Annotated in this window: 23 protein-coding genes; 17 read left to right on the forward strand and 6 right to left on the reverse strand. The window is 57.7% G+C overall.

Annotation, left to right across the window (positions count from 1 at the left end; genetic code table 11):
- The first annotated feature begins 34 nt into the window (after window positions 1-34).
- The gene (rbfA, locus tag AAFM46_RS05435; protein WP_343319962.1) at window positions 35-472 is read left to right on the forward strand and encodes a 30S ribosome-binding factor RbfA; all 438 of its coding nucleotides are present in this window, start codon (window positions 35-37) and stop codon (window positions 470-472) included.
- Between the two features lie 110 nt (window positions 473-582).
- On the opposite strand, the gene AAFM46_RS05440 is transcribed toward rbfA, so the two are convergent.
- The 3 genes from AAFM46_RS05440 to AAFM46_RS05450 form a co-directional block, all read right to left on the reverse strand.
- The gene (locus AAFM46_RS05440; RefSeq protein WP_343319963.1) at window positions 583-1,245 is read right to left on the reverse strand and encodes a hypothetical protein; all 663 of its coding nucleotides are present in this window, start codon (window positions 1,243-1,245) and stop codon (window positions 583-585) included.
- Window positions 1,242-2,729 carry a hypothetical protein gene (locus tag AAFM46_RS05445; RefSeq protein WP_283531128.1) on the reverse strand — a complete coding sequence of 496 codons (1,488 nt, stop codon included), beginning with the start codon at window positions 2,727-2,729 and terminating at the stop codon, window positions 1,242-1,244. Before AAFM46_RS05445 ends, AAFM46_RS05440 begins: the two co-directional genes overlap by 4 nt.
- 135 nt (window positions 2,730-2,864) lie before the next feature.
- Window positions 2,865-3,641 carry a hypothetical protein gene (locus AAFM46_RS05450; RefSeq protein ID WP_343319965.1) on the reverse strand — a complete coding sequence of 259 codons (777 nt, stop codon included), beginning with the start codon at window positions 3,639-3,641 and terminating at the stop codon, window positions 2,865-2,867.
- A 120-nt stretch (window positions 3,642-3,761) separates the two neighbouring features.
- On the opposite strand from AAFM46_RS05450, the gene truB reads away from it, so the two are divergent.
- From truB to AAFM46_RS05490, 8 genes are all read left to right on the forward strand, one after another.
- Window positions 3,762-4,775 (forward strand): tRNA pseudouridine(55) synthase TruB, encoded by a 1,014-nt coding sequence (gene truB / locus AAFM46_RS05455; RefSeq protein ID WP_283531126.1) that lies wholly within the window; start codon window positions 3,762-3,764, stop codon window positions 4,773-4,775.
- Window positions 4,772-5,185 carry a hypothetical protein gene (locus AAFM46_RS05460; protein ID WP_343319966.1) on the forward strand — a complete coding sequence of 138 codons (414 nt, stop codon included), beginning with the start codon at window positions 4,772-4,774 and terminating at the stop codon, window positions 5,183-5,185. Before truB ends, AAFM46_RS05460 begins: the two co-directional genes overlap by 4 nt.
- Window positions 5,182-5,607: a hypothetical protein gene (locus AAFM46_RS05465; RefSeq protein WP_283531124.1), complete on the forward strand. Its 426-nt coding sequence runs from the start codon at window positions 5,182-5,184 to the stop codon at window positions 5,605-5,607. Before AAFM46_RS05460 ends, AAFM46_RS05465 begins: the two co-directional genes overlap by 4 nt.
- The gene (locus AAFM46_RS05470) at window positions 5,604-6,851 is read left to right on the forward strand and encodes a GNAT family protein (protein ID WP_343319968.1); all 1,248 of its coding nucleotides are present in this window, start codon (window positions 5,604-5,606) and stop codon (window positions 6,849-6,851) included. The genes AAFM46_RS05465 and AAFM46_RS05470 overlap by 4 nt, the downstream gene beginning before the upstream one ends.
- A gap of 84 nt (window positions 6,852-6,935) precedes the next feature.
- Window positions 6,936-7,877, forward strand: coding sequence for a bifunctional riboflavin kinase/FAD synthetase (locus tag AAFM46_RS05475; protein WP_283531122.1), 942 nt, complete (start codon window positions 6,936-6,938; stop codon window positions 7,875-7,877).
- 188 nt (window positions 7,878-8,065) lie between these two features.
- Window positions 8,066-8,335: a 30S ribosomal protein S15 gene (gene rpsO, locus AAFM46_RS05480; RefSeq protein ID WP_283531121.1), complete on the forward strand. Its 270-nt coding sequence runs from the start codon at window positions 8,066-8,068 to the stop codon at window positions 8,333-8,335.
- 360 nt (window positions 8,336-8,695) lie between these two features.
- On the forward strand, window positions 8,696-10,936 hold the full coding sequence (locus AAFM46_RS05485; RefSeq protein ID WP_343319969.1) for a polyribonucleotide nucleotidyltransferase: 2,241 nt from the start codon (window positions 8,696-8,698) through the stop codon (window positions 10,934-10,936).
- A 3-nt stretch (window positions 10,937-10,939) separates the two neighbouring features.
- Complete coding sequence (locus AAFM46_RS05490) at window positions 10,940-12,307, forward strand: pitrilysin family protein (protein ID WP_343319971.1); 1,368 nt, start codon at window positions 10,940-10,942, stop codon at window positions 12,305-12,307.
- Between the two features lie 73 nt (window positions 12,308-12,380).
- Here AAFM46_RS05490 and AAFM46_RS05495 read toward each other — a convergent pair whose 3' ends face one another.
- From AAFM46_RS05495 to AAFM46_RS05505, 3 genes are all read right to left on the reverse strand, one after another.
- The gene (locus tag AAFM46_RS05495; RefSeq protein ID WP_283531118.1) at window positions 12,381-12,662 is read right to left on the reverse strand and encodes a MoaD/ThiS family protein; all 282 of its coding nucleotides are present in this window, start codon (window positions 12,660-12,662) and stop codon (window positions 12,381-12,383) included.
- Between the two features lie 2 nt (window positions 12,663-12,664).
- Window positions 12,665-13,744: a GTP 3',8-cyclase MoaA gene (gene moaA / locus AAFM46_RS05500; RefSeq protein ID WP_343320371.1), complete on the reverse strand. Its 1,080-nt coding sequence runs from the start codon at window positions 13,742-13,744 to the stop codon at window positions 12,665-12,667.
- 133 nt (window positions 13,745-13,877) lie between these two features.
- Window positions 13,878-14,381, reverse strand: a complete 504-nt coding sequence (locus AAFM46_RS05505) for a hypothetical protein (RefSeq protein ID WP_343319972.1) — start codon at window positions 14,379-14,381, stop codon at window positions 13,878-13,880.
- 141 nt (window positions 14,382-14,522) lie between these two features.
- Here AAFM46_RS05505 and glp point away from each other — a divergent pair, with 141 nt between their 5' ends.
- From glp to dapA, 8 genes are all read left to right on the forward strand, one after another.
- Window positions 14,523-15,866, forward strand: coding sequence for a gephyrin-like molybdotransferase Glp (gene glp / locus AAFM46_RS05510; protein ID WP_343319973.1), 1,344 nt, complete (start codon window positions 14,523-14,525; stop codon window positions 15,864-15,866).
- Window positions 15,854-16,420 carry a cyclic pyranopterin monophosphate synthase MoaC gene (gene moaC / locus AAFM46_RS05515; RefSeq protein ID WP_343319974.1) on the forward strand — a complete coding sequence of 189 codons (567 nt, stop codon included), beginning with the start codon at window positions 15,854-15,856 and terminating at the stop codon, window positions 16,418-16,420. The genes glp and moaC overlap by 13 nt, the downstream gene beginning before the upstream one ends.
- The gene (locus AAFM46_RS05520; RefSeq protein ID WP_283531114.1) at window positions 16,417-16,917 is read left to right on the forward strand and encodes a MogA/MoaB family molybdenum cofactor biosynthesis protein; all 501 of its coding nucleotides are present in this window, start codon (window positions 16,417-16,419) and stop codon (window positions 16,915-16,917) included. Before moaC ends, AAFM46_RS05520 begins: the two co-directional genes overlap by 4 nt.
- Window positions 16,907-17,374, forward strand: coding sequence for a molybdenum cofactor biosynthesis protein MoaE (locus AAFM46_RS05525; protein ID WP_283531113.1), 468 nt, complete (start codon window positions 16,907-16,909; stop codon window positions 17,372-17,374). The genes AAFM46_RS05520 and AAFM46_RS05525 overlap by 11 nt, the downstream gene beginning before the upstream one ends.
- Complete coding sequence (gene dapB / locus AAFM46_RS05530) at window positions 17,371-18,129, forward strand: 4-hydroxy-tetrahydrodipicolinate reductase (RefSeq protein ID WP_283531112.1); 759 nt, start codon at window positions 17,371-17,373, stop codon at window positions 18,127-18,129. The genes AAFM46_RS05525 and dapB overlap by 4 nt, the downstream gene beginning before the upstream one ends.
- A gap of 4 nt (window positions 18,130-18,133) precedes the next feature.
- On the forward strand, window positions 18,134-18,610 hold the full coding sequence (locus AAFM46_RS05535; protein ID WP_283531111.1) for a hypothetical protein: 477 nt from the start codon (window positions 18,134-18,136) through the stop codon (window positions 18,608-18,610).
- 149 nt (window positions 18,611-18,759) lie between these two features.
- A complete protein-coding gene (locus AAFM46_RS05540) occupies window positions 18,760-19,548 on the forward strand; it encodes an alpha/beta hydrolase (protein ID WP_343319975.1) in 789 nt (262 codons plus the stop codon).
- 99 nt (window positions 19,549-19,647) lie between these two features.
- Window positions 19,648-20,553 carry a 4-hydroxy-tetrahydrodipicolinate synthase gene (gene dapA, locus AAFM46_RS05545; RefSeq protein ID WP_343319976.1) on the forward strand — a complete coding sequence of 302 codons (906 nt, stop codon included), beginning with the start codon at window positions 19,648-19,650 and terminating at the stop codon, window positions 20,551-20,553.
- Window position 20,554: the final 1 nt, after the last annotated feature.

Raw genomic sequence — 20,554 nt, forward strand, 5'->3', positions numbered from 1 at the left:
CATAAGTAGTCCTCACATCATTAAGGAGTTCATCATGGCTGATTCAGCCCGCGCGTCCAAACTGGCACAGCGCATCAAGGTTGTGGTGGCCGAAGGCCTTCGCTCAAGGGTGAAGGATCCGCGCGTTGAAGGCATCACAGTCACCGATGCCCGTGTCACGAACGACCTTCAGCACGCCACCATCTACTACACGGTCTTGGGTGACGAGACAGCAAGTGCCGACGCTAAGATCGGTTTGGAGCGGGCCAAGGGCGTGCTCCGCGCCGAAGTTGGTAAGAACATCACTGTTCGGTTGACGCCGACACTTGAGTTCATTGCCGATGTGATCCCGGAGAATGCTTCGAACTTGGAGGCTCTCCTGCGTGTGGCCAAGGAGCGCGACGCCGCGTTGGCGCAGCTTTCCGCCAACGCCGAGTTTGCCGGCGAGGCTGACCCGTACAAGTCGGCCGAGGAAGACGCCGAAGAGGCGTAAGCCAGATACGACGGCGGGAGGTCACCTTTTGAAGAAAAGGTGACCTCCCGCTTTGCGTTCTGCAGACGAGAAATCAGAATCTGAAGAGGATTCACTGATGCACTGGCGGCTTAGCGCGGAAAGTCACCGGTGGCGGCAATGCTTGCCGCAGCATCCGGCGTGTAATACCTATCGTCCAACTGAATTGAGTAGATCCAGGTCAGGCTGCCTGTTGTATGGTTGGCGATTGCCTCGACTGAAAACACAGTCCCTGTACTGTTGCCTAATCCGGGCACCCACGTTTCCTTTCCGGACCCGTCCTTGAAATCCGTGCCAATAGGTGCGAAGTCGTCAAGAAAACGGAAACCAAGCTCTTGGGCGGCACGAGCAATTTCAGGGTTTGCATCGCTGGCGTTAGGGAAGTTATAGAAGATGTCAACATGATCGAGGATTTCCGGGGGTACACCTGGTCGGACACGGATAGTGTCAGTGGTCATTTCCACGATGCCATTGGGGGTTTTGATGCTGAGCTGAATTTTCTTGTCCGGGTCGGTAGCTATGAGTGTTCCATCGGAACCAGCAGGGAAGCCGAGCGCAGACATGGACACCGGGCGTTCACTGACGTCAAGGCTGGCCTTTTGGGTCTTCTTCATGTCCTTGATGTCCTCGGGCGTGAACCGCGTATTGCCGTTAACCACTGTGGTGGGCTCCTTGCTGGAATTGGGGGAGGGGATCATGGAGCAGCCCGCTAGCAGAAGAACTGAAAGCGAAACTGCAATCAACGTTCGTTTCATGGTGCACCCACAAGATTTCGTAGGGTCTTATCCACCATGCGGTATTCTTCAACACGTTCGGGCATAGGCTTCATCATTTCACCATAGGGGTCCGCTTGCGAATGTAACCAGTCCTCGTAGGCTCCCAGAGTGTCCTGGTCGATCAAGTTCCAGCGGTCCTCACGCACGGAAATGTTGCCATGGTGAACATCGGCTCCCAGCGGGGGGATCCTGCCAAAATCAAGGTACGGATCAACCACAGGGAACTTCTGGTAATAGGATTCTGCACCCTCGATGCTGGGTTTGCCCAGTACTGTCATAGCTTCGGTAAATACAGTTCCAGAGGGCCGGTCTCGGATGGTGTCGTAGTCGTCTGCAATGACGAAGTTCTGCTCCCGGTCGGCGATATTGTAGGACGCTTGGTGGAGGAGCTGCTGGTCAGTGGCCGATAGGTTGTGATAGTCCTGCGGATTCGAATACGCAGGTACTGAATCAATATTCAGCCATGCCTGTTCCATGTTCGGGGTGACCAAACCCGCCGCGCGCATACGCTCAATTTCTGCTATTGAACCATTTTGAAAGGCAAAGTGCTGCGACCCTATGTCAGTAAAAATCTGTTTCTGCATAGACAGGAAAGTGGTCTCGTAGAAAGCTAGATCGGATTCGCCCAAGCTCATCAGCGATTTAAGTGCGGTGTATCTCACTGGATCCATACGACTCAAATAATCGGTGGCGTCTTGGCCAGCTGTCGCCATTGTATGAAGTACGGCCAAGTCCTCAAATCCTGCAATGAATGTAGGCCCCACTTGATTAGCCATGCCAATCCATTCCATGCGCGGATCATTCTTATAAAGCTCGGCATAGAAGGCGTAGACCTTGTAGATATCCTCGCGATTGTGGCTGACACCCTGAGCCGGGTCCCAATGGTTGGGGTCAATTCCGGCGTCCCGCATGGCGGACTCCGCCCAGTACTGCTGTAGGAATGCGCCATACCCGTTAGACAGCTTATTGGGACCTAGTTTATCAAGGCCACCGGAGTCAGCGAGTGTGTCAAGAATGGACTTAGCCGCATCTGCGTTAACCTGGCTCTCGCGAACCCATGTCCTAAATTCTTCGGATTGGAGATACGCATCTACCTCATCCGGGGTCATGCCGGAAAGTTTGTCGTTCAAAAAGTTCTTGGATTCCTGGTCAGCGTTTACCTCCGTAGGTACATTGGCCCAGTCCATGCCGGTGGCCGCACTTGCCTTGTCCTGTTCATCGGCGTTCAAGCGCAGAATTTTGGCCACCAAGTCAAGCTCGGCCGCAACGCTCCTGATACTGCGCAAGTGGGAGCCGCTCCAGTCTTTGCGGAAGCGGTCGCTGTCTGCTCCGTGCCAACCGATGGCACCCAAGGCGCCGTTTAGGGAAAGCCCAATGCTGTTCAGCCGCTTCGAAGCACCAACAAGTTCTTTGGCAAAGTCGCGCAGTTGTGCAACGTCTGCTCCCTGAAAAGTTCCGGGCACTATTCCTCCTGTGTGAGTTGGAACTAACCGTACAGAGGGTGTCAAGGCCAGAATCCCTTTGACACCCCCTCTTTGCCGACAACTGGTTCGACAACTAGTTAGGACGAACAGCTATGCTCCGGCTGGGGAGGTGAACTATTTGCTCCACACGATGGGATTGTCACGGTATTTGTTGTCTTTGTAGTTCTCGTAGCTGAAGTTCGAATCATCGTAGCTTGCCGTGGTGATCTCATCACCCGTGGGAGCTAAGAAAACGCCGCACATTGACTTGTGCGAGCCCACTACATAACTGAAAGTGTCGCCATCGCCCTGCGTTTCAAAGCTCGTCGTCTCACAGTCGGCCATCTTTCCGAACACTATGAGTTTCTGGGCGTCGGAACCGTCCTTCAGCTGGGCGGTGATACGGGGATCGCTCAGGCCTGCAGCCGGCTTTGACAGTGATGTCAGCACCACGTCCGCGTGAACGTAATAGGGGGTCTGTCCGGCAAACTTGGCTGCGTCCTTGAAATCAGCCAGATCTGCTTCACTACCTGCCACGATTTTGGTGACCTTGGTCTCGTAGGTAGCTACCCGATAATCTTCTGAATCCTTCTTGCCACTGTTTCCGTGGGTGTAGGCAACCTCACCAAACTTCAAGGTGGCGCCCGGAGCTGTTAGTTCATTTTTGCCTGCCGGAGCATCGTCAGAGGGTGCCTTAGCCGACTCCTTGCTTGCGCTTTTTCTGGCGGTGGGGCTTGCATCATCGCTGCCACGGTCCGCCGCCGGTGACTGTTCCTGCGACGCTGCAGTGTTCTCGGCAGGCTTGGCCGAACCGCCGCCTGGGAAGCAGCCGGTGAGGGCCAATGCCAGCACGGCGCCGGCGCTCAGCGCAGCGATGGAGCGATGATAACTAATACGTGGTTGGTTGTTCATGGTTCTCCGTAGTAAATGTAGCGAGTAGTTAATCCTTTCCTTAGCGTAACTCTCCGGCGCGCAGGCCGCGATGGGGACAACTCACCATCAGAGCCGCTGGCTGAGGATATACTTCAAAGCGTGCTTTCTGGACTGGTAATTGTAGACAAACCGCAAGGATGGACTAGCCACGATGTGGTTGCCCGGATGCGAAGGCTGGCAGGGACCCGAAAAGTTGGGCATGCCGGCACTCTTGACCCCATGGCGACAGGAGTTCTTGTGGTGGGCATCAACAAGGCCACGCGCCTGTTGACGTACATCGTGGGGACTTCCAAGACCTATGAGGGGACTATTCGACTTGGAGCCACTACGCTCACCGACGATGCCGAGGGGGCGCTTACGAGCTCCACGGACACCGCCGGTGTTACGGATGATGCCGTTGAGGCTGGCATTGCGGCGTTGCGGGGTCCCATTTCTCAGGTCCCCAGCAGTGTCAGCGCCATCAAAGTCAACGGTGAGCGTGCCTATGCGCGGGTCCGGTCCGGGGAGGACGTGGTACTTGCCGCGCGACCCGTAACTATCCACGCTTTTGAGGTACACGCCATTCGTCGCGGAACACTGGAACGTGGCCCCTTGGTGAATGAAACTAGTGAGGCCGCTGGCCAGGCCTCTATAGCCGAGCTGGATCCCCAGATAGACTGCGCAATTGCTTACATTGACATTGACGTCACAGTGCGTTGTTCCTCAGGAACTTATATCCGCGCGTTAGCCCGCGATCTGGGTGCCGGTCTCGGTGTTGGCGGCCACCTCACAGTCCTGCGCCGCAGCGCAGTGGGACCCTACAACCTTGACGGCGCCCGCACCCTTGAAGAATTGGCGGATAACCTTCAAATTGTGGATATCGCCGATGCGGCTCGCGCCTTGATGCCCGTGCGTGAACTCAGCGCAGCTGAAGCCAATGAGCTCTCCTTCGGCCGCCGTATCCCTGCCAGCGCTGAAGGCCTGCACACAGTTTCCGAGCCAGCAGCGGCATTCGCCCCCGATGGCACGCTCGTGGCATTGTTGGCCGATGCAGGAAAATCAGCCAAGCCGGTTCTTGTCTTCCCGCCTGATCCCACACCAACAACTGCCAAGCCGGAAACGAGCGCCACATGATTGTTGATGCCTGGCTCATTATTGGTGGCATTCTCGGATTAGCCTCAACTATGGTGTGCTTCGTTGCAGCCGTGCTGAAGAAGAAACCCAACGACATCACCTTGCTGGCCCTGATCGCCGTCGAACTTTTCATTGTGGCTTACACCATTGGTTCAATTGTCAGGCTGGCCAACGGTGAAACAATGGCTGGTGAGGCATGGGAATTTTGGGGCTATATGTTCACGGCCGCCATGCTTCCCGTAGCTGGTTTCTACTGGGCCATGATGGAACGAACCTTTTGGTCAAATTATGTGATGGGAGCGGTGGGTGTCACCGTGGTAGTCATGGCGGCTCGGATGGCGCAGATTTGGTATGGTCCCGCCGCAGCCGTTCAGGCATCGCACGCACTGCAACTAGGAATTGGATTATGAAGACTTCAGACACCGCCACGCAAGAGGTTCCGAGCGGACGAACTACCGGGGCAGGCCGTCTGCTGATCACGGTTTACGCAGTGTTTGCCATCTCGGCAACCGCCCGTGCTGGCTACCAGATCGCCACCCACTTTGCCGACGCCCCCGTAGCGTACCTCTTATCCGCCTTCGCGGCTGTGGTCTACATAGTGGCGACAGTAGCCCTGGCGAAACCGGGTGCGAAATGGGCCCTGACGGCCACGATCGCCATCTGCGTGGAGCTGCTGGGCGTACTTGTTATTGGTGCGCTGAGCGTGTTCGATCCGGCCGCTTTCCCGCACTCAACCGTGTGGAGCATGTTTGGAAAAGGGTACGGGTACATACCGCTGCTACTGCCCATTATTGGGCTGATCTGGCTCTACCGTCACAGGGAAGTGAAGTGAGTACACTGACGCGGCCTCCTGCGTACCCCGTCTTGAGCGATGGCCGCACCACTTTGCGCCGGTTAAGAACCGAGGATGCGCAGGTCTTTGCCGAGATTCATCAAGACCCGTTGAACGTGAAGTTCTCCGGTTCCGTTGCGGATATGGACGCGGACCAGGCCAGCGAATTCATAACAGGATCCATTGCCGCCGGATGGGCTGCAGGAACGAATCTACGCTTCGCGATCCTTGAGCGCATGCCGAAAGGCGAGCAAGTAGTTGGCACGTTGAGCTTGCAGGAAGTCTATGCAACCACTGACGGGGGTTCGGCAAGCGTGGGAATCAAGATGCTGCCCGCAGGACGGGGGACTGGCAGTGCCCAACGCGCCATAGGACTGCTGTGCGGGTACGCCTTTGGCAATTTGGGCTTGGGCATTCTGCACTGGTTGTGCACTGACGGCAACCAGCCCAGCATTGCCCTGGCACAACGCTGTGGTTTTTCACTCGCTGCACAAATACCTGGCTACGGTAAAGCCAACGATCAAGTCAGTGATGCCAGTATTTTCAGTCAGACCGCTGCGCAGTTCGCTGCTGCTGGCCAGGCCGCTGATGCTAGCCAAGCCACTGTTGCTGGCCAGACCGCTGGCGGGACTCTGGCGCCTTCCCCCGCCCTGTTGGTGAACACCCCTGTTATCCCAACGCTGCGTAACGCCACCGTGGTGCTGCGTGAATTGACCATGGCCGATGCCCCTCAGCTGGTTGAGAATTGTCGCAATGCAGAGGCCGTGCGGTGGACCACTGTGCCCCTCGATTACTCAATGGAGCATGCAGAGTACTTCATCAAGACGCTGACGCAGCAGGGCTGGTCCAATCGGGACATACTGACTTTTGCCGTGGCCCATCCCGTTACCGATACGCTTCTTGGCACAGTAGATCTGCAGTGTAAAAACCCTGGGACAGCAGCCATTGGCATTAACTTTGGTGCCCATGCCCGCGGCACAGGAGCCGCAGAGGCGGCCATTCGGCTGCTCCTTGATTTTGCTTTCAACCAGCTAAACCTCAGCTATGTGCATTGGAATGCTCTGGTGCCTAACTGGGGCAGCCGGAAATTGGCGTGGAAGCTTGGTTTCAAATTTGAAGGCATGATCCGAGGAGACTACAACGATCGGGGCACTGCCTCTGATCGCTGGATCCTTTCGCTGGCTGCCGGGGATGAACGCACGCCCATGGAACCCTGGACCGGACCGGGGCCTGTCAGCAGGTAATCTTGGACAGGTAATCGTGGGCAGACACTGAAACGACCAGGCGCACAACAGCGGCGCGAGCAACGAATTGGATGAGGAAAAGTAGTGCAGATTTGGAACTCATTGGATGAAGTTCCCCAAGACTTTGGCCCCAGCGTGGTCACCTTGGGCAACTTTGATGGGCTGCACCGGGGGCATCAGGAAGTCTTGGCGCAGGTGCGTGCTGAGGCGAAGGCCCGCGGTGCCTTATCAGTGGCACTGACCTTTGATCCGCATCCGGCACTTGTTCACCGGCCGGAGTCAGCCCCGGAGCAAATTATGGGACTGGTAGATAAACTCTCAGCCATGAGCAACCTTGGCCTTGATGGTGTGCTTGTACTTCCATACACGCTTGAATTTGCTCAGCAAACTCCGGAGGAATTCGTTCGCAGTGTCTTTGTTAACACCTTGGGAGCTCGTGCTGTTGTCATTGGTAACGATGTCAGGTTTGGCAAGTCCAACTCGGGTGATCTGAGCACAATGGTGGAGCTGGGCACGGATCTGGGGTTCGACGTCGTGGTTGTCAATGATGAAGGCCACGATAGGCGCTGGTCCTCAACCTGGGTGCGCGAGGCGCTGCATAAGGGTGACGTCCACATGGCCGCCCAAGTGCTGGGCCGTTCGCACACTATGAGTGGAGAAGTGGTGCACGGGGCTGCACGCGGACGCGAACTAGGCTTTCCCACGGCGAACCTGTCCCCGGATGCATGCGGGATCATCCCGGCCGACGGGGTTTACGCCGGTTGGCTTACTGACACGCACGGGCACCGTTGGCCAGCAGCCATCTCGGTGGGATCGAACCCTACTTTTGTTGGGGTGAGCAGGCAGGTTGAGGCGTATGTGATCAACCGGCCGCAGGAGCCGGTGGAGGCATTCAACTTATATGGTCAGCATGTAGTCGTGGAATTTGTTCAACGACTTCGTGGGATGGTGGCTTACACAGGGGCCGAAGCGCTCATCGAACAAATGCACCACGACGTCACCGAAAGCCGGGACATTCTGAGTTGAGAAGCCTGGGGTATGGTTTCCTCGCGCGGTGAGTGCTTCCTCACCCACTTCGACATCGACGCTCATTTTGGACTAAACTCAAAAGTGGAATCCGGCTGCAGTCCGTGGTGGCTGGCTTCGCTTCATTCTCAGCAAGAAATTGCTGAGTTGAAGTTCATCATGTTCACGGCACATTCAAGGAGTTACTTGTGGCATTAGACGCCGCTGTAAAGCAAGAAATCATGCAGGCTTTCGCAACCAGCGAAGGCGACACCGGTTCGCCCGAGGTTCAGGTAGCGATGCTCACACGACGCATCTCAGACCTGACCGAGCACCTGAAGATGCACAAGCACGATCACCACACCCGCCGTGGGCTCATGCTCCTGGTTGGTCGCCGTCGTCGCCTGCTTGGGTACCTCAAGGACACCGACATCGCCCGCTACCGTACGCTCATCGAGCGCCTCGGTCTGCGCCGCTAGTCTGTGACTAAGGCGGCCTTCCTACTGCCGGGATGTAATGTCCTTAGGTGTTGGAAGGCCGCCTTTCCCAGTGTAAGAAACAGATAAAGCACAAAAAAATTGTGCAGGCCGCCTAGTGCAGCCAGCACGTACCCCTGCATTACAAGGGCGCAACCGACGCATTCACGCACTCGTGGTCCTCGGTAGTGGCCTCCGGGAAGAAGCGATTCACGCTTCACGCCCGTGGGCCTCGATCGAAGACCGGGTGTTGTACAGAAAGCCACAGCATGATCCGGTGGCACGCCTGGGAAGAATGCGCGGTGCCGCTCCTTGGCGGGGGTTCATTATGAACATCTACCAAGAAATGGAGGTGACTCTCTTATGGAGGGTCCCGAGATTCAGTATTCAGAGGCTGTCATTGACAATGGCCGCTACGGCAAGCGAGTTATCCGCTTTGAGACCGGACGTCTTGCTCAGCAAGCCGCCGGCGCAGCCATGGTCTACATTGACGAAGACACCGTCCTGCTTTCAGCCACAACGGCTGGCAAGCACCCGCGTGAGGGCTTTGACTTCTTCCCGCTGACAGTTGATGTGGAAGAGCGTATGTACGCCGCCGGCCGCATCCCGGGCAGCTTCTTCCGCCGCGAAGGCCGTCCCTCAACCGAGGCCATTCTGGCCTGCCGCTTGATGGACCGCCCGTTGCGTCCGGCATTCGTCAAGGGCCTGCGCAATGAAGTTCAGGTCGTTGTCACAGTGCTGGCAATCAACCCCGACGTTTTGTACGACGTGGTAGCTATCAACGCTTCTTCCATGTCAACTCAGCTTTCCGGATTGCCGTTTGCCGGCCCGATCGGTGGCGTACGCGTTGCCTTGGTTGACGATGGACAGGGGCCACAGTGGGTAGCTTTCCCGAAGCACTCCGAGCTGGAAAACGCCGTGTTCAACATGGTTGTGGCCGGTAAGGTTGCCGGCGATGACGTCGCCATCATGATGGTGGAAGCTGAAGCAACCGAGAACTCCTGGAACCTCATCAAGGAACAGGGCCACCAGGCCCCCACCGAAGAGATCGTTTCCCAGGGTCTTGAAGCTGCCAAGCCGTTCATCAAGGCGCTTTGTGAAGCTCAGGCAGATCTGGCCGCACGCGCAGCCAAGCCCACCGTTGAGTTCCCGGTGTTCCTGGACTTCCAGGATGATGTTTACAACGCCGTTGAAAAGGCATCCGCAAGCAAGCTGGCCACCGTGTTCACCATCGCTGACAAGCAGGAGCGCGAAAACGCCTCTGACGCTTTGAAGGATGAAACCGTTGCCGCATTGGCTACCGAGTTTGCCGGCCGTGAGAAGGAGCTTTCAGCTGCTTTCCGTGCCGTGACCAAGCACGTCATTCGCCAGCGTATCCTCACCGAGCAGGTTCGCATCGACGGCCGCGGGCTGACGGACATCCGCCAGCTCACCGCTGAAGTTGAGGTTCTGCCCCGTGTTCACGGTTCAGCAATCTTCGAACGCGGCGAGACCCAGATCCTGGGTGTCACCACACTGAACATGTTGAAGATGGAACAGCAGATTGACTCGCTGTCCCCGGTAACGCGCAAGCGCTACATGCACAACTACAACTTCCCGCCGTACTCAACCGGTGAAACCGGCCGCGTGGGCTCGCCCAAGCGCCGCGAGATCGGACACGGCGCCTTGGCCGAGCGGGCCATCATGCCTGTTCTGCCCTCGCGTGAAGAATTCCCGTACGCCATCCGCCAGGTCTCAGAAGCACTGAGCTCCAACGGTTCCACGTCCATGGGCTCGGTGTGTGCATCAACGCTCTCACTGTTGAACGCGGGCGTGCCGTTGAAGGCTGCTGTTGCAGGTATTGCCATGGGCTTGGTTTCCGACCAGGTTGACGGTCAGACCCGCTACGCGGCACTGACCGATATTCTTGGTGCCGAAGACGCATTCGGCGACATGGACTTCAAGGTTGCAGGTACTTCCGAGTTTGTTACGGCTATCCAGCTGGACACCAAGCTCGACGGTATCCCGGCCTCAGTCTTGGCCGCCGCACTAAAGCAGGCTCGCGAAGCTCGTTTGCACATCCTCAGCGTCCTCACCAGTGCCATTGACGTACCGGATGAGCTCTCCGAGTTCGCGCCCCGCGTCATCGCGGTTAAGATCCCCGTTGATAAGATCGGCGAGGTCATTGGGCCGAAGGGCAAGATGATCAACCAGATCCAGGAAGACACCGGCGCAGACATCTCCATTGAAGACGACGGCACGGTTTACATCGGTGCAACGAACGGACCGTCAGCTGACGCCGCTCGTTCAGCGATTAACGCCATCGCCAATCCTCAGATTCCTGAGATCGGCGAGCGTTACCTGGGCACAGTTGTTAAGACCACTACGTTTGGTGCGTTCATTTCGCTCACACCGGGCAAAGATGGTCTGCTGCACATCTCCGAACTACGTAAGCTGGCCAATGGCAAGCGCGTGGATAACGTTGATGACGTAGTTTCCGTGGGCCAGAAGATCCAGGTTGAAATCACCAAGATCGATGACCGTGGCAAGCTCTCACTCTCACCGGTAGTTGCCGAAGATGAGAACGCAGCCGATGAAGCAGTAGCCGAAAGCGCTGCGCAGTAATTCATGGCGATTACCCTTTTGCCGCTAGTAAGCGCTGCCGAGACACTCACGAGTGAGAGTTCCACAGTCATCTCCGGCGAGGCCGGTGGTGCAGTAGTGCGCCGCTCGGTTTTGCCCGGGGGAGTGCGGGTCCTTACGGAGTTTATGCCCGGACAGCGCAGTGCGACAATCGGGTTTTGGGTTGGTGTTGGCTCTCGGGATGAATCCGAGGGCCAACACGGCTCAACCCATTTCCTTGAACACTTGTTGTTCAAGGGAACTAAACGCCGCACGGCGTTGGAAATTGCTTCCGCCTTTGACGAGGTGGGAGGGGAATCCAACGCAGCTACGGCCAAAGAAAGCACATGCTACTTCGCACGTGTGCTTGACACTGACCTGCCCATGGCCATTGACGTGATTGCGGATATGGTCACCTCAGCCGTGATTGATCCGGCCGAGCTGGAGCAGGAACGCGACGTCATTTTGGAGGAAATCGCTATGGATAGCGATGACCCCACAGACGTTGCGCACGAAAATTTTGTTGCAGCCGTGCTTGGTGAACACGCGTTGGGACGTCCCATTGGCGGCACGCCCGAAGCCATTATGGCTGTTGGCCGGGAGTCAGTATGGGCGCACTACCAAAAGCATTACAGGCCGGAAACGCTTGTTATCACCGCTGCCGGCGGACTTGACCATGAGGCGGTGTGTGAGCAGGTGTTGCAGGCTCTGCGCACGGCTGGTTGGTCACTGGATGACGGGGTTGCTCCCGCTGACAGACGCTCCAGCGAGCCTGCCGATGTTAGCGGAATGACCGGTTTGCACGTGATTAAACGCCAGGTTGAACAGGCCAACATCATTCTTGGCTGCCCGTCACTGCGTGCCACGGATCCCAGACGCTATGTCATGAGCGTGCTGAACTCCATCCTTGGTGGTGGCATGTCCTCACGTTTATTCCAGGAGATCCGCGAAAAGCGCGGACTGGTTTATTCCACCTATTCCTTTGCTTCTGCCTATGCGGATACCGGGTACTTCGGCATGTATGCAGGTTGTGCGCCAAGCAAAGTTGGTCAAGTTATAGGTTTGCTTGAAACCGAATTGGAGAAATTGGCCGAACACGGAGTCAGCGAGTCAGAGCTGGCGAAGGCGCTGGGGCAACTTGCCGGCGGAATCGTGCTGGGTCTTGAGGACAGCGGCTCTCGCATGTCACGACTTGGCCGGGCTGAGCTGGTCACCGGGAAGTTCCTTGACATTGATGAGTCTCTAGATCGGATCCGCAAGGTCACGGCTGTCCAGATTCAGGAGCTGGCTCAAGAACTAGCCGCCTCCCCACGCACTATCACTGTGGTTGGCCCGTTTGAAGAAACTGAGACGTTCGGGGTGTGCGCGCGGTAAGTCAGAAATGCTGCGCCACCATGCCGGTGGCGCAGCATTTCTGACTTACCGTGCGCAGGAGTAGAGGCGGGCGCTAGCCTCCGGCGAAGGGTGGCAGCACGTCAACCACGTCTCCAGGTGAGAGCACCCTTGTCAGGTCCCTGGTAGAGACCTCGTTGAGCAGGAAGCTACAGCGGGTCAGAACCTCCGCCAACGGGGGAGCGTGACTTGAGGCTGACACCGGAAAAGTGTTCACGAGCAGCTGCGATAAGTCAGCTAAGGTAAACGGTGGCCTCGCGGCCAAGGCTTGCAGGTCCACGCGTTGTTCTTCAACACCCGTCGCGGCTGCAGCGGCGGCAAAAAAGCGTACTCGCATACTCATCCTCCAATGGCGCTCATGCTGCGGTCAGGCTGCACGAAGTCGGCATCACCCAAACCGGGATGGCCCATTCCGTGCGCCCGAGGTTTGGCCCACATGGCGTCCTGCCAGCGGGAGATCACGGCGTCGTCGTCGGCCGTTGTTGTTCCTGCACGCAGCAGGTCAAGGAGGTCTACCTCGGTCCGGGAGAACAAACAACTCATGACTTTTCCTTCGGCCGTGATGCGGGTTCGCCGGCAGTCTGTGCAGAACGGTTCGGTCACCGAGGCGATGATGCCCACTGTGCCCAATAGCTGTGAGGAGCCGGTATGACGAACCTCAAAGCGTTCAGCGGGGGCGCCGTCGCGTGCCCGAGGATCCGGGGTCAGCTCAAAGTCACTGCTCAATAGTGCACGCATCTCGGCGGCAGTGATCATACCCTCACGGGTCCAGCCGTGGTCGGCATCCAACGGCATTTGTTCAATGAAGCGCAGCTCATATCCCCGGTCCAAGCTCCACTGGAGCAACTCGGCGGCATGAGCATCATTAATGTCACGCAATAAAACCGCGTTGATCTTAATGGGTGCTAGACCAGCGGCATCCGCGGCTTCGATCCCGGCAAGCACCTGGTCTAGGAAAGGCCTACGTGTCAGCTGGAGAAATGCGTCGTGGTGCAAAGTGTCCATGGAAACGTTCAGGCGCGTCAGCCCGGCGTCGGCCAGGGCCTGTGCTTTCTTCGCCAAGCCCACACCATTGGTTGTCAGTGAGATGGGCAGTTCCGGGTGATTGATGCGAATCCCAGCAATGATTTCAACCAAGTCGCCACGCACAAGCGGCTCCCCGCCTGTGAGCCGTAATTCGCGCACACCCAGATTGTTGACGCCCAAGCCCACCAGCCGCACTATCTCGGCCGCGGTCAGCAACTTATCCTTCTTCAACCATTCCAAACCGCCCTCAGGCATGCAGTAATGGCACCGTAAATTGCACTTGTCGGTCAGTGACAAACGCATATCGCTTGCAACCCGACCGAACTGGTCCACCAGAGATGTTTCCGTCCCGCCGGGGCGTGGGGCACCCGACTCCGGCGATCCAGGGGGCATCTCCGGCATGCCCAGCCCTACACGTTTGGTCTCCATGCCTCAACGCTACGCCATTATCAGGTTCCCGGCGTGCCGCTGGAGGAATCGGCTGGAGGAATCCGCTGGTGGAATCCGCTGGAGGCAGACAGCGCAACTAGCCTAAAGCGTTTTGGACGAATGCCTTTGAAACCTCTATATTGCGCAGCAAACGTTTCTTGCGGCGTCCCTCCGGCAGAGCTGTCGCGGCCGCTAGTTCACTGGCAGTCCAGGGCAAAATATCACGACTCCCACCGGCTGCCCGCCACCACCTGTACCATCGGGGTCCCAGAAATGGCGGCCACCACACGATCGAGAGCATCAGCACCGCCATAGGGAACCAAAACAGGACACTCCAAACGAACTGCCGTGCCCCTTCCCAGCCCAACGCCTCGAACACCAGGGAAGGCATCACTGTGACGATTGTGATGCCTGCGAGCAACAGCGAGATCGGGAAGTAGGTGGTAGGCCTGCGCCATTTACGAGTGGTGATCGGTGGAGCCACGCAGCAGGACCGCCAGTCGCCGCGGAGGGCTAAATATGCGGGGATTATGAGTGCGGCAACCACTGCTGCCATCAGTGGGATGCCCACCAGAATTGCTCTGTCAAACAGCCAGCTCATGGACGGTGGAATAACGATCGTTCCTTTCGTTAATCCGCTAATTTGTACCGTAACAAAAGAAGCAGCGGTGCCGCCTGCTGAGGGATGGTTCGCCTACGCTTAGTGAAGTGCGCGCCGCCCGGTGCCCATTGGAAGGAAGCCATGCGCAGAGCAGTTCTTGAACATCTTGAGGCAGTTGAACAGCTATTGCGGCGAAGCTGGGCTGGGGGCATTGTCGCTGAAGCTGGTGTTGCTGCCGGCGTTACCTTGACAATGGGCGACGGCGGTACGCCCGTCCCACTGCAGAGTGCCTTGGGCCGGGTGCTGGCCAACGATCTGGTGGCGCCGCTGGACCTGCCTCCCTTTGCAAACTCACAGATGGACGGGTATGCAATTTATCTAGAAGCAGAACAACCTGAAAACATTGATTCGGATAAATCAACCGTTTACGGTGTAGCTGAAACCATTGCTGCAGGAGCCGTCCCGCAGCGACTGGCAGCTGGCCAGGCAGCTCCCATCATGACCGGTGCCATGATGCCCCTTGGTGCCAACGCCGTAGTTCCCATTGAGCTTGCCCTGCCCGCACACTTTGGTGCGCCCGGGGAGAATGTTGAGCTGCCTGCAACCACAGTTGGAAAATTTGTTCGTGCTCAAGGAAGCGACGTGCAACGGGGCTCTGTGGTGATTGCTGGAGGAACGCTTCTCAACGCAGCCCACGTGGGTCTTGCGGCTGCTCTTGGATGCACTGAGCTGGCAGTGCGGGCTAAACCTCGTGTGCTGCTACTAACAACAGGTGATGAGGTCCTGGCCCCCGGAGATTCCATGGCAGGCGCGGGCCTGCCACCGGGGATGATCTTTGACGCTAACGAGTCATTGCTCAGAGCCAGCCTGACTCAAGCCGGCGTAGAAGTGGTCCGTTCGCACGTGGTGAGGGATGACCCGGAGGCGCTGTTGAGACTGTTGGATAGCTATGTCGGTGAAGACCAGCTGCTCAACGGTGCTTCCGGCCCCTGCTGTGATTTGATCATCTCGGTCGGTGGCATCAGCGCAGGTGCCTTTGAAGTTATCCGGCAGGCGCTGGGTGAGCCTAGCTCCGAGGCTGCCGTAGACTTTGTCTCCGTCGCATTGCAGCCCGGAGGACCACAAGCGCTGGGAACCTATAGGGGCATCCCGTTCATCGGTTTTCCAGGTAACCCCGTGAGCGCCTTTGTATCCTTTGAAATGTTCCTGCGCCCCGCTCTTGGTCTGTTGCTTGGTGCTCCAGCACCGCGTCAACGAGTGGTAGCTACCCTGGAACACCCAATCATCTCGCCTGTGGGTAAACAGCAGGTCCGCCGTGGTATTTACTCCGGTCCAGAATTTGAATCGGCGCCCTCAGTGCGAGAAATAGGTGGGGAATCTTCTCACCTATTGGGAGCCTTGGCGCAGGCGAACGCGCTGATCAGCATCCCAGCGGGTGTCACGGAATTGCAGGCTGGTGCAAAGGTGGAAGTATGGCTGTTGTGACTATCCCCGAGACTCCCGCATTAACCCATCTGCGCCGCGACGGAACTGCCGCCATGGTGGACGTTTCTGCGAAGGCAACTACCACCCGAGAAGCGACCGCTACGGGAATGGTGTCCACCACCGCCGAAGTGATGCGGTTACTGGGTGAGGGAGGGCTGCCCAAGGGCGACGCCCTGGCTGTAGCCCGTGTTGCCGGCATCATGGGGGCTAAAAAAACCTCCGAGCTCATACCGTTATGCCACCCCCTACCAATCTCAAAGGTCACAGTTGACTTTGATCTTGGCCAAAGCGCTGTCACAGTGTTAGCCACTGTAAAAACCCGCGGTGTGACAGGCGTTGAGATGGAAGCACTGACAGCTGTCTCGGTGGCTGCACTGAGCGTGTACGACATGATCAAGGCAGTCGATAAACACGCAGTGATCTCAGGGATCAAGGTGCTGGCAAAAAGTGGGGGCAAGAGCGGGGACTGGGTCAGTGAATCGTCCACCCACCCAGCAGAAACTGACGTAGTCCTGGATTCGCAAACCTCGCGTACCACGGACGGCACAGCATGAGTGCCTGTGAACCCGGAACCTCATTGGGTAGCGCCGGGGTCATCATTGCCTCCACGCGGGCAGCTCTGGGCGTATATGAGGATACAACAGGACCCATCATCATCAACTGGCTTCGCGAACACGGATTCGACGCCATGGAATCCTTGGTTGTTCCTGATGGAGCGCCCGTGGGTTCGGCCCTGCGCGCAGTTCTGCTGAAACAACCCGCCGTCGTCATCACCAGTGGCGGGACCGGATTAAGTCCCGATGACCAAACTCCGGAGATGACGCTGCCATTGATTGACAGGGAAATCCCGGGGCTGATGGAAGCGATGCGGGCAGCCGGTTTGGCAAAAACACCTATGGCTGCGCTGAGCCGCGGGCATGCGGGTCTAGCCGGAAACACCCTGATAGTGAATTTGCCCGGTTCTCCCTCTGGAGTCATGGACGGTCTGGCGGTTTTGGATCCCGTCATCAAGCATCTTTGCGATCAAGTGGCGGGTCACCATGGCCACTAACATCGAAGTCATTTATGCACGTTTGAGTGCAGAGCCCATCTCTGTTGACGCCGCGATCGCGGCAGTGGAATCCGAAACTGCCGGTGCCGTCGTCACATTCAGTGGGGTAGTGCGCAACCACGACGGCGGAAAACAAGTTGCGCGTTTGGCCTACAGTGCGCACCCACTAGCCACGGGGGTACTCAACGGTGTTGTGGACTCGCTGCGCGATAGTTCACAGGACCCGGATGGGCACCCTGTGCGGATCTGGGTTGCGCACCGGGTGGGGCCGCTGGAAATTGGTGAACCGGCCCTTGTCTGTGCCGTCGCATCCTCCCACCGGGCAGAGGCGTTTGAGTTGTGTTCGGAGCTGGTGGAACGGATCAAGGCAGAAGTACCCATTTGGAAGGAGCAATTCTTCACTGATGGCAGCGTTGAATGGGTGGGCTCCGGAAAGCCAGTAGGCTTAAACCCATGAGTGAAATGCTGAAGGTTGCCGTGCTCGGTGCCAAGGGACGAATGGGAACTGCCGCCGTTGCGGCAATCAAGGCGGCACCGGACATGGAGCTGGTGGCATCGCTGGGGCGACATGACTCATTGGAGCTGCTCGTTGACAATGGTGCCGACGTTGTTGTTGACCTCAGCGTTCCCGACTCAACCGAGGCGAACGTTCACTTTGCTCTCCAACACGGCATCCATGCGGTGGTTGGCGCCACCGGTTGGGATGCTGCGCGGCTAAAAACCCTTGAAAAAATGCTCTCTGGGCACCCGCAGACTGGCGTGCTGATTGCCCCGAACTTTGCTTTTGGATCGGTTTTGGCAACGCGCTTCGCCGCCCAAGCTGCACGGTACTTTGACTCCGTTGAAATTATTGAACTCCACCACCCCCGCAAAGTTGATGCCCCCTCTGGTACGGCGTTGCGCACGGCTGGGCTTGTTGCAGCAGCCCGTAAAGCGGCAGGAATTCCCGAAGCCCCAGATGCCACTCAAACGGAAATGGACGGTGCCCGCGGTGCCAGTGTTGAGGGTATCCCCGTGCACAGCATCAGACTCGCAGGTTTGGTGGCCCATCAGGAAGTTCTCTTTGGCAGCCAGGGCGAGGCACTGACCATTCGCCATGACTCCTTCAACCACGAATCGTTTATGCCGGGCGTTCTGCTCGGAGTTCGAACGGTGAGCAGCCGGCCCGGCCTAACCGTGGGTCTTGACGGCTACATGGATCTGGAAGGTTAGGATCATGGCAAATACTGCTGTGTCGAAGATGAAAATTACTAAGACCAAAATCTGGGTAGCGCTCATCTGCCTTTTGCTGGTTTTTTACATGGTCGTCATGATGCAACGAGCCGTCCTGCTCATTGGTGACTCGGACTGGATCGCCAAACTGTTGGGAGTGTCCTACTTTGTCATCCCGCTAGTTGCGGGGTGGGCGCTGATCAGCGAAGTCAGGTTTGGGGCAAAAACCGAACAGATGGCGAAAATTCTTGAGGCTGAAGGTGGCCTGCCCGAGGACAATTTGCCACGAACTCCGGGCGGCCGGATAGTGCGCGGTGCGGCAGATGAAGAGTTTGAAAAATACAAACTCGAGGCGGAAGCTGAGCCCGAAGACTGGCGTTCCTGGTTCAGGCTTTCCTGCGCTTACGACGCGGCGGGGGACCGCAAACGCGCCCGCAAAGCCATGCGTGACGCGATTGCACTGTTTCGCCCAAAGCGCTAAACCCCATACAGCAAACCCCGAACTGTGGAGACGCACAGCTGCCGAAGCGATCTCTAGTCGCCACCAGCACAGTCAAGATCAGCACAGTCGCCACCAGCACAGTCACCACCAGTACAGTCAAGACCAGCACAGGAGAGGGGCAGGCAGAGATGGCAGTCACACAGAACCCGCACGACGGCGTCGAACTTTCCTATGACGAGGTTGGGCAGGGCGAGCCGCTCCTGCTGGTCCATGGCAGCGCCCTGAGCAGGGCCATTTGGCGTGGATTTGGCTACACCAAGGAGTTTCAAAAACAATTCCGGGTCATCACCATGGACCTGCGAGGGCACGGCCGTAGCGGCAAGCCGGACTCTGCGGGTGACTACACCATGGACACTTTGGTGGCCGATGTGCTGGCCGTCCTTGACGCTGTCCAGGCCCCGCAAGCCCATTTTGGCGGTTATTCAGTGGGGGGACGCATGGGGCTCTCGCTGGCAGTCCAGGCCCCGGAAAGGCTGCTTTCGCTAACTACTCTTGGCGGCACGTACCGCATCCAGCCGGGGAACATTGGCGATCTTTTCTTCCCCGGGTACGACGACGCCCTCGGCTCAGGCGGTATGCCCGCCTTTGTGCAGGGTTGGGAGGAACATCTGGGACGCGCCTTAGACGCCGCGACCCGGGCTGCTTTCCTTGCTAACGACGCAGCGGCGATGCGCGCCTACTTTGCCCACACGGAGAGGGATTTGCCCATCCCGGAGAGTCGGTTGGCCGGCATTGCCACACCCACGCTCTTGATGGCTGGCAGTGCTGACACAGGCCGTTTAAAAGACTCAAAGCGTGCCTGCGAGCTTATGGCCAATGCCCGGTTCGTGGAGCTTCCCAGGCGCAACCACGGCACAACGCTGGGTCCTGCCGGTCCCGTACTTGAACAGTGGTTGCCGTTCCTGGATTCACTCTGAGGGTGCCAAACTGAACAAAGGAGACAAAATCACCCGCCCACAACCAGAGTTGTGGGCTGCGTTGCGCTAAATCGTGAACTTACAGGTAACGTTTTAGGTATGTCTGTCTCTGAGCGCTCCCTCCGTCCCTTCGGTACCTTGTTGCCCGCCATGGTTACCCCTTTTACTGCCGATGGAGCAGTGGACTACCAAGTGGCCGGAGAGTTGGCGAGCAAACTTGTTGACGACGGCTGTGATGGCATAGTGGTCACGGGCACTACCGGTGAAACCTCCACCCTCACTGATGAAGAAAACCTGGGTATGTTTCAGGCTGTCATCGATGCAGTGGGTAGCCGTGCCCGGGTCATCGCCGGCACCGGAACTAATGACACCCGCCACTCGATCGAACTCTCACGCCGTGCTGCCAAGCTGGACATCGATGGGTTGCTGCTTGTGACCCCGTATTACAACAAGCCCAGCCAAGCCGGCCTTCAGGCTCACTTTGAAGCCATCGCTGATTCCACCGAGCTTCCAGTCATGATTTATGACATCCCTGGACGTTCCGGGGTGCCTATCACCACCGAGACGATCATCCGGCTGGCCGCGCACCCTCGCATCACTGCGCTGAAGGACGCCAAGGCAGATTTCACCGCGACAAGCCGGGTCCTGGCGAACACCGATCTCGATGTTTACTCGGGCGACGACGGACTGACGCTGCCGCTGATGGCTGCCGGCGCCGTCGGACTTGTCAGTGTCAGCGCCCATGTTGCTCCGCGCAAGTTCCGTGCCTTGATTGACGCCGCCACGGCTGGAGACTTTGCCACGGCCCGCCGTATTCACTTTGAACTTGATGCAGTTATTAGGGCAACCATGGGCCACGTGCAAGGGGCTGTCGCCGTCAAACAAATTCTCAAATGGCAAGGACTCCTGCCCAACTCCATTGTCCGGCTGCCCCTGGTGGAGCCGGACGAAGCGGAGATCGCCTTGATCAAGGTTGACCTTGCCGAAGCTGGAATGGAAGTCTAGG

Source organism: Arthrobacter sp. TMP15 (genome assembly GCF_039529835.1).
Classification (GTDB): Bacteria; Actinomycetota; Actinomycetes; order Actinomycetales; family Micrococcaceae; genus Specibacter.

Coding starts and splice junctions, on each gene's coding strand:
- rbfA (WP_343319962.1), top strand. CDS start 35: ATGGCTGATTCAGCCCGCGCGTCCAAACTGGCACAGCGCATCAAGGTT.
- AAFM46_RS05440 (WP_343319963.1), bottom strand. CDS start 1,245: ATGAAACGAACGTTGATTGCAGTTTCGCTTTCAGTTCTTCTGCTAGCG.
- AAFM46_RS05450 (WP_343319965.1), bottom strand. CDS start 3,641: ATGAACAACCAACCACGTATTAGTTATCATCGCTCCATCGCTGCGCTG.
- AAFM46_RS05460 (WP_343319966.1), top strand. CDS start 4,772: ATGATTGTTGATGCCTGGCTCATTATTGGTGGCATTCTCGGATTAGCC.
- AAFM46_RS05465 (WP_283531124.1), top strand. CDS start 5,182: ATGAAGACTTCAGACACCGCCACGCAAGAGGTTCCGAGCGGACGAACT.
- AAFM46_RS05485 (WP_343319969.1), top strand. CDS start 8,696: ATGGAGGGTCCCGAGATTCAGTATTCAGAGGCTGTCATTGACAATGGC.
- AAFM46_RS05490 (WP_343319971.1), top strand. CDS start 10,940: ATGGCGATTACCCTTTTGCCGCTAGTAAGCGCTGCCGAGACACTCACG.
- AAFM46_RS05495 (WP_283531118.1), bottom strand. CDS start 12,662: ATGCGAGTACGCTTTTTTGCCGCCGCTGCAGCCGCGACGGGTGTTGAA.
- moaA (WP_343320371.1), bottom strand. CDS start 13,744: ATGCCCCCTGGATCGCCGGAGTCGGGTGCCCCACGCCCCGGCGGGACG.
- AAFM46_RS05505 (WP_343319972.1), bottom strand. CDS start 14,381: ATGAGCTGGCTGTTTGACAGAGCAATTCTGGTGGGCATCCCACTGATG.
- glp (WP_343319973.1), top strand. CDS start 14,523: ATGCGCAGAGCAGTTCTTGAACATCTTGAGGCAGTTGAACAGCTATTG.
- moaC (WP_343319974.1), top strand. CDS start 15,854: ATGGCTGTTGTGACTATCCCCGAGACTCCCGCATTAACCCATCTGCGC.
- AAFM46_RS05520 (WP_283531114.1), top strand. CDS start 16,417: ATGAGTGCCTGTGAACCCGGAACCTCATTGGGTAGCGCCGGGGTCATC.
- AAFM46_RS05525 (WP_283531113.1), top strand. CDS start 16,907: ATGGCCACTAACATCGAAGTCATTTATGCACGTTTGAGTGCAGAGCCC.
- dapB (WP_283531112.1), top strand. CDS start 17,371: ATGAGTGAAATGCTGAAGGTTGCCGTGCTCGGTGCCAAGGGACGAATG.
- AAFM46_RS05535 (WP_283531111.1), top strand. CDS start 18,134: ATGGCAAATACTGCTGTGTCGAAGATGAAAATTACTAAGACCAAAATC.
- AAFM46_RS05540 (WP_343319975.1), top strand. CDS start 18,760: ATGGCAGTCACACAGAACCCGCACGACGGCGTCGAACTTTCCTATGAC.
- dapA (WP_343319976.1), top strand. CDS start 19,648: ATGTCTGTCTCTGAGCGCTCCCTCCGTCCCTTCGGTACCTTGTTGCCC.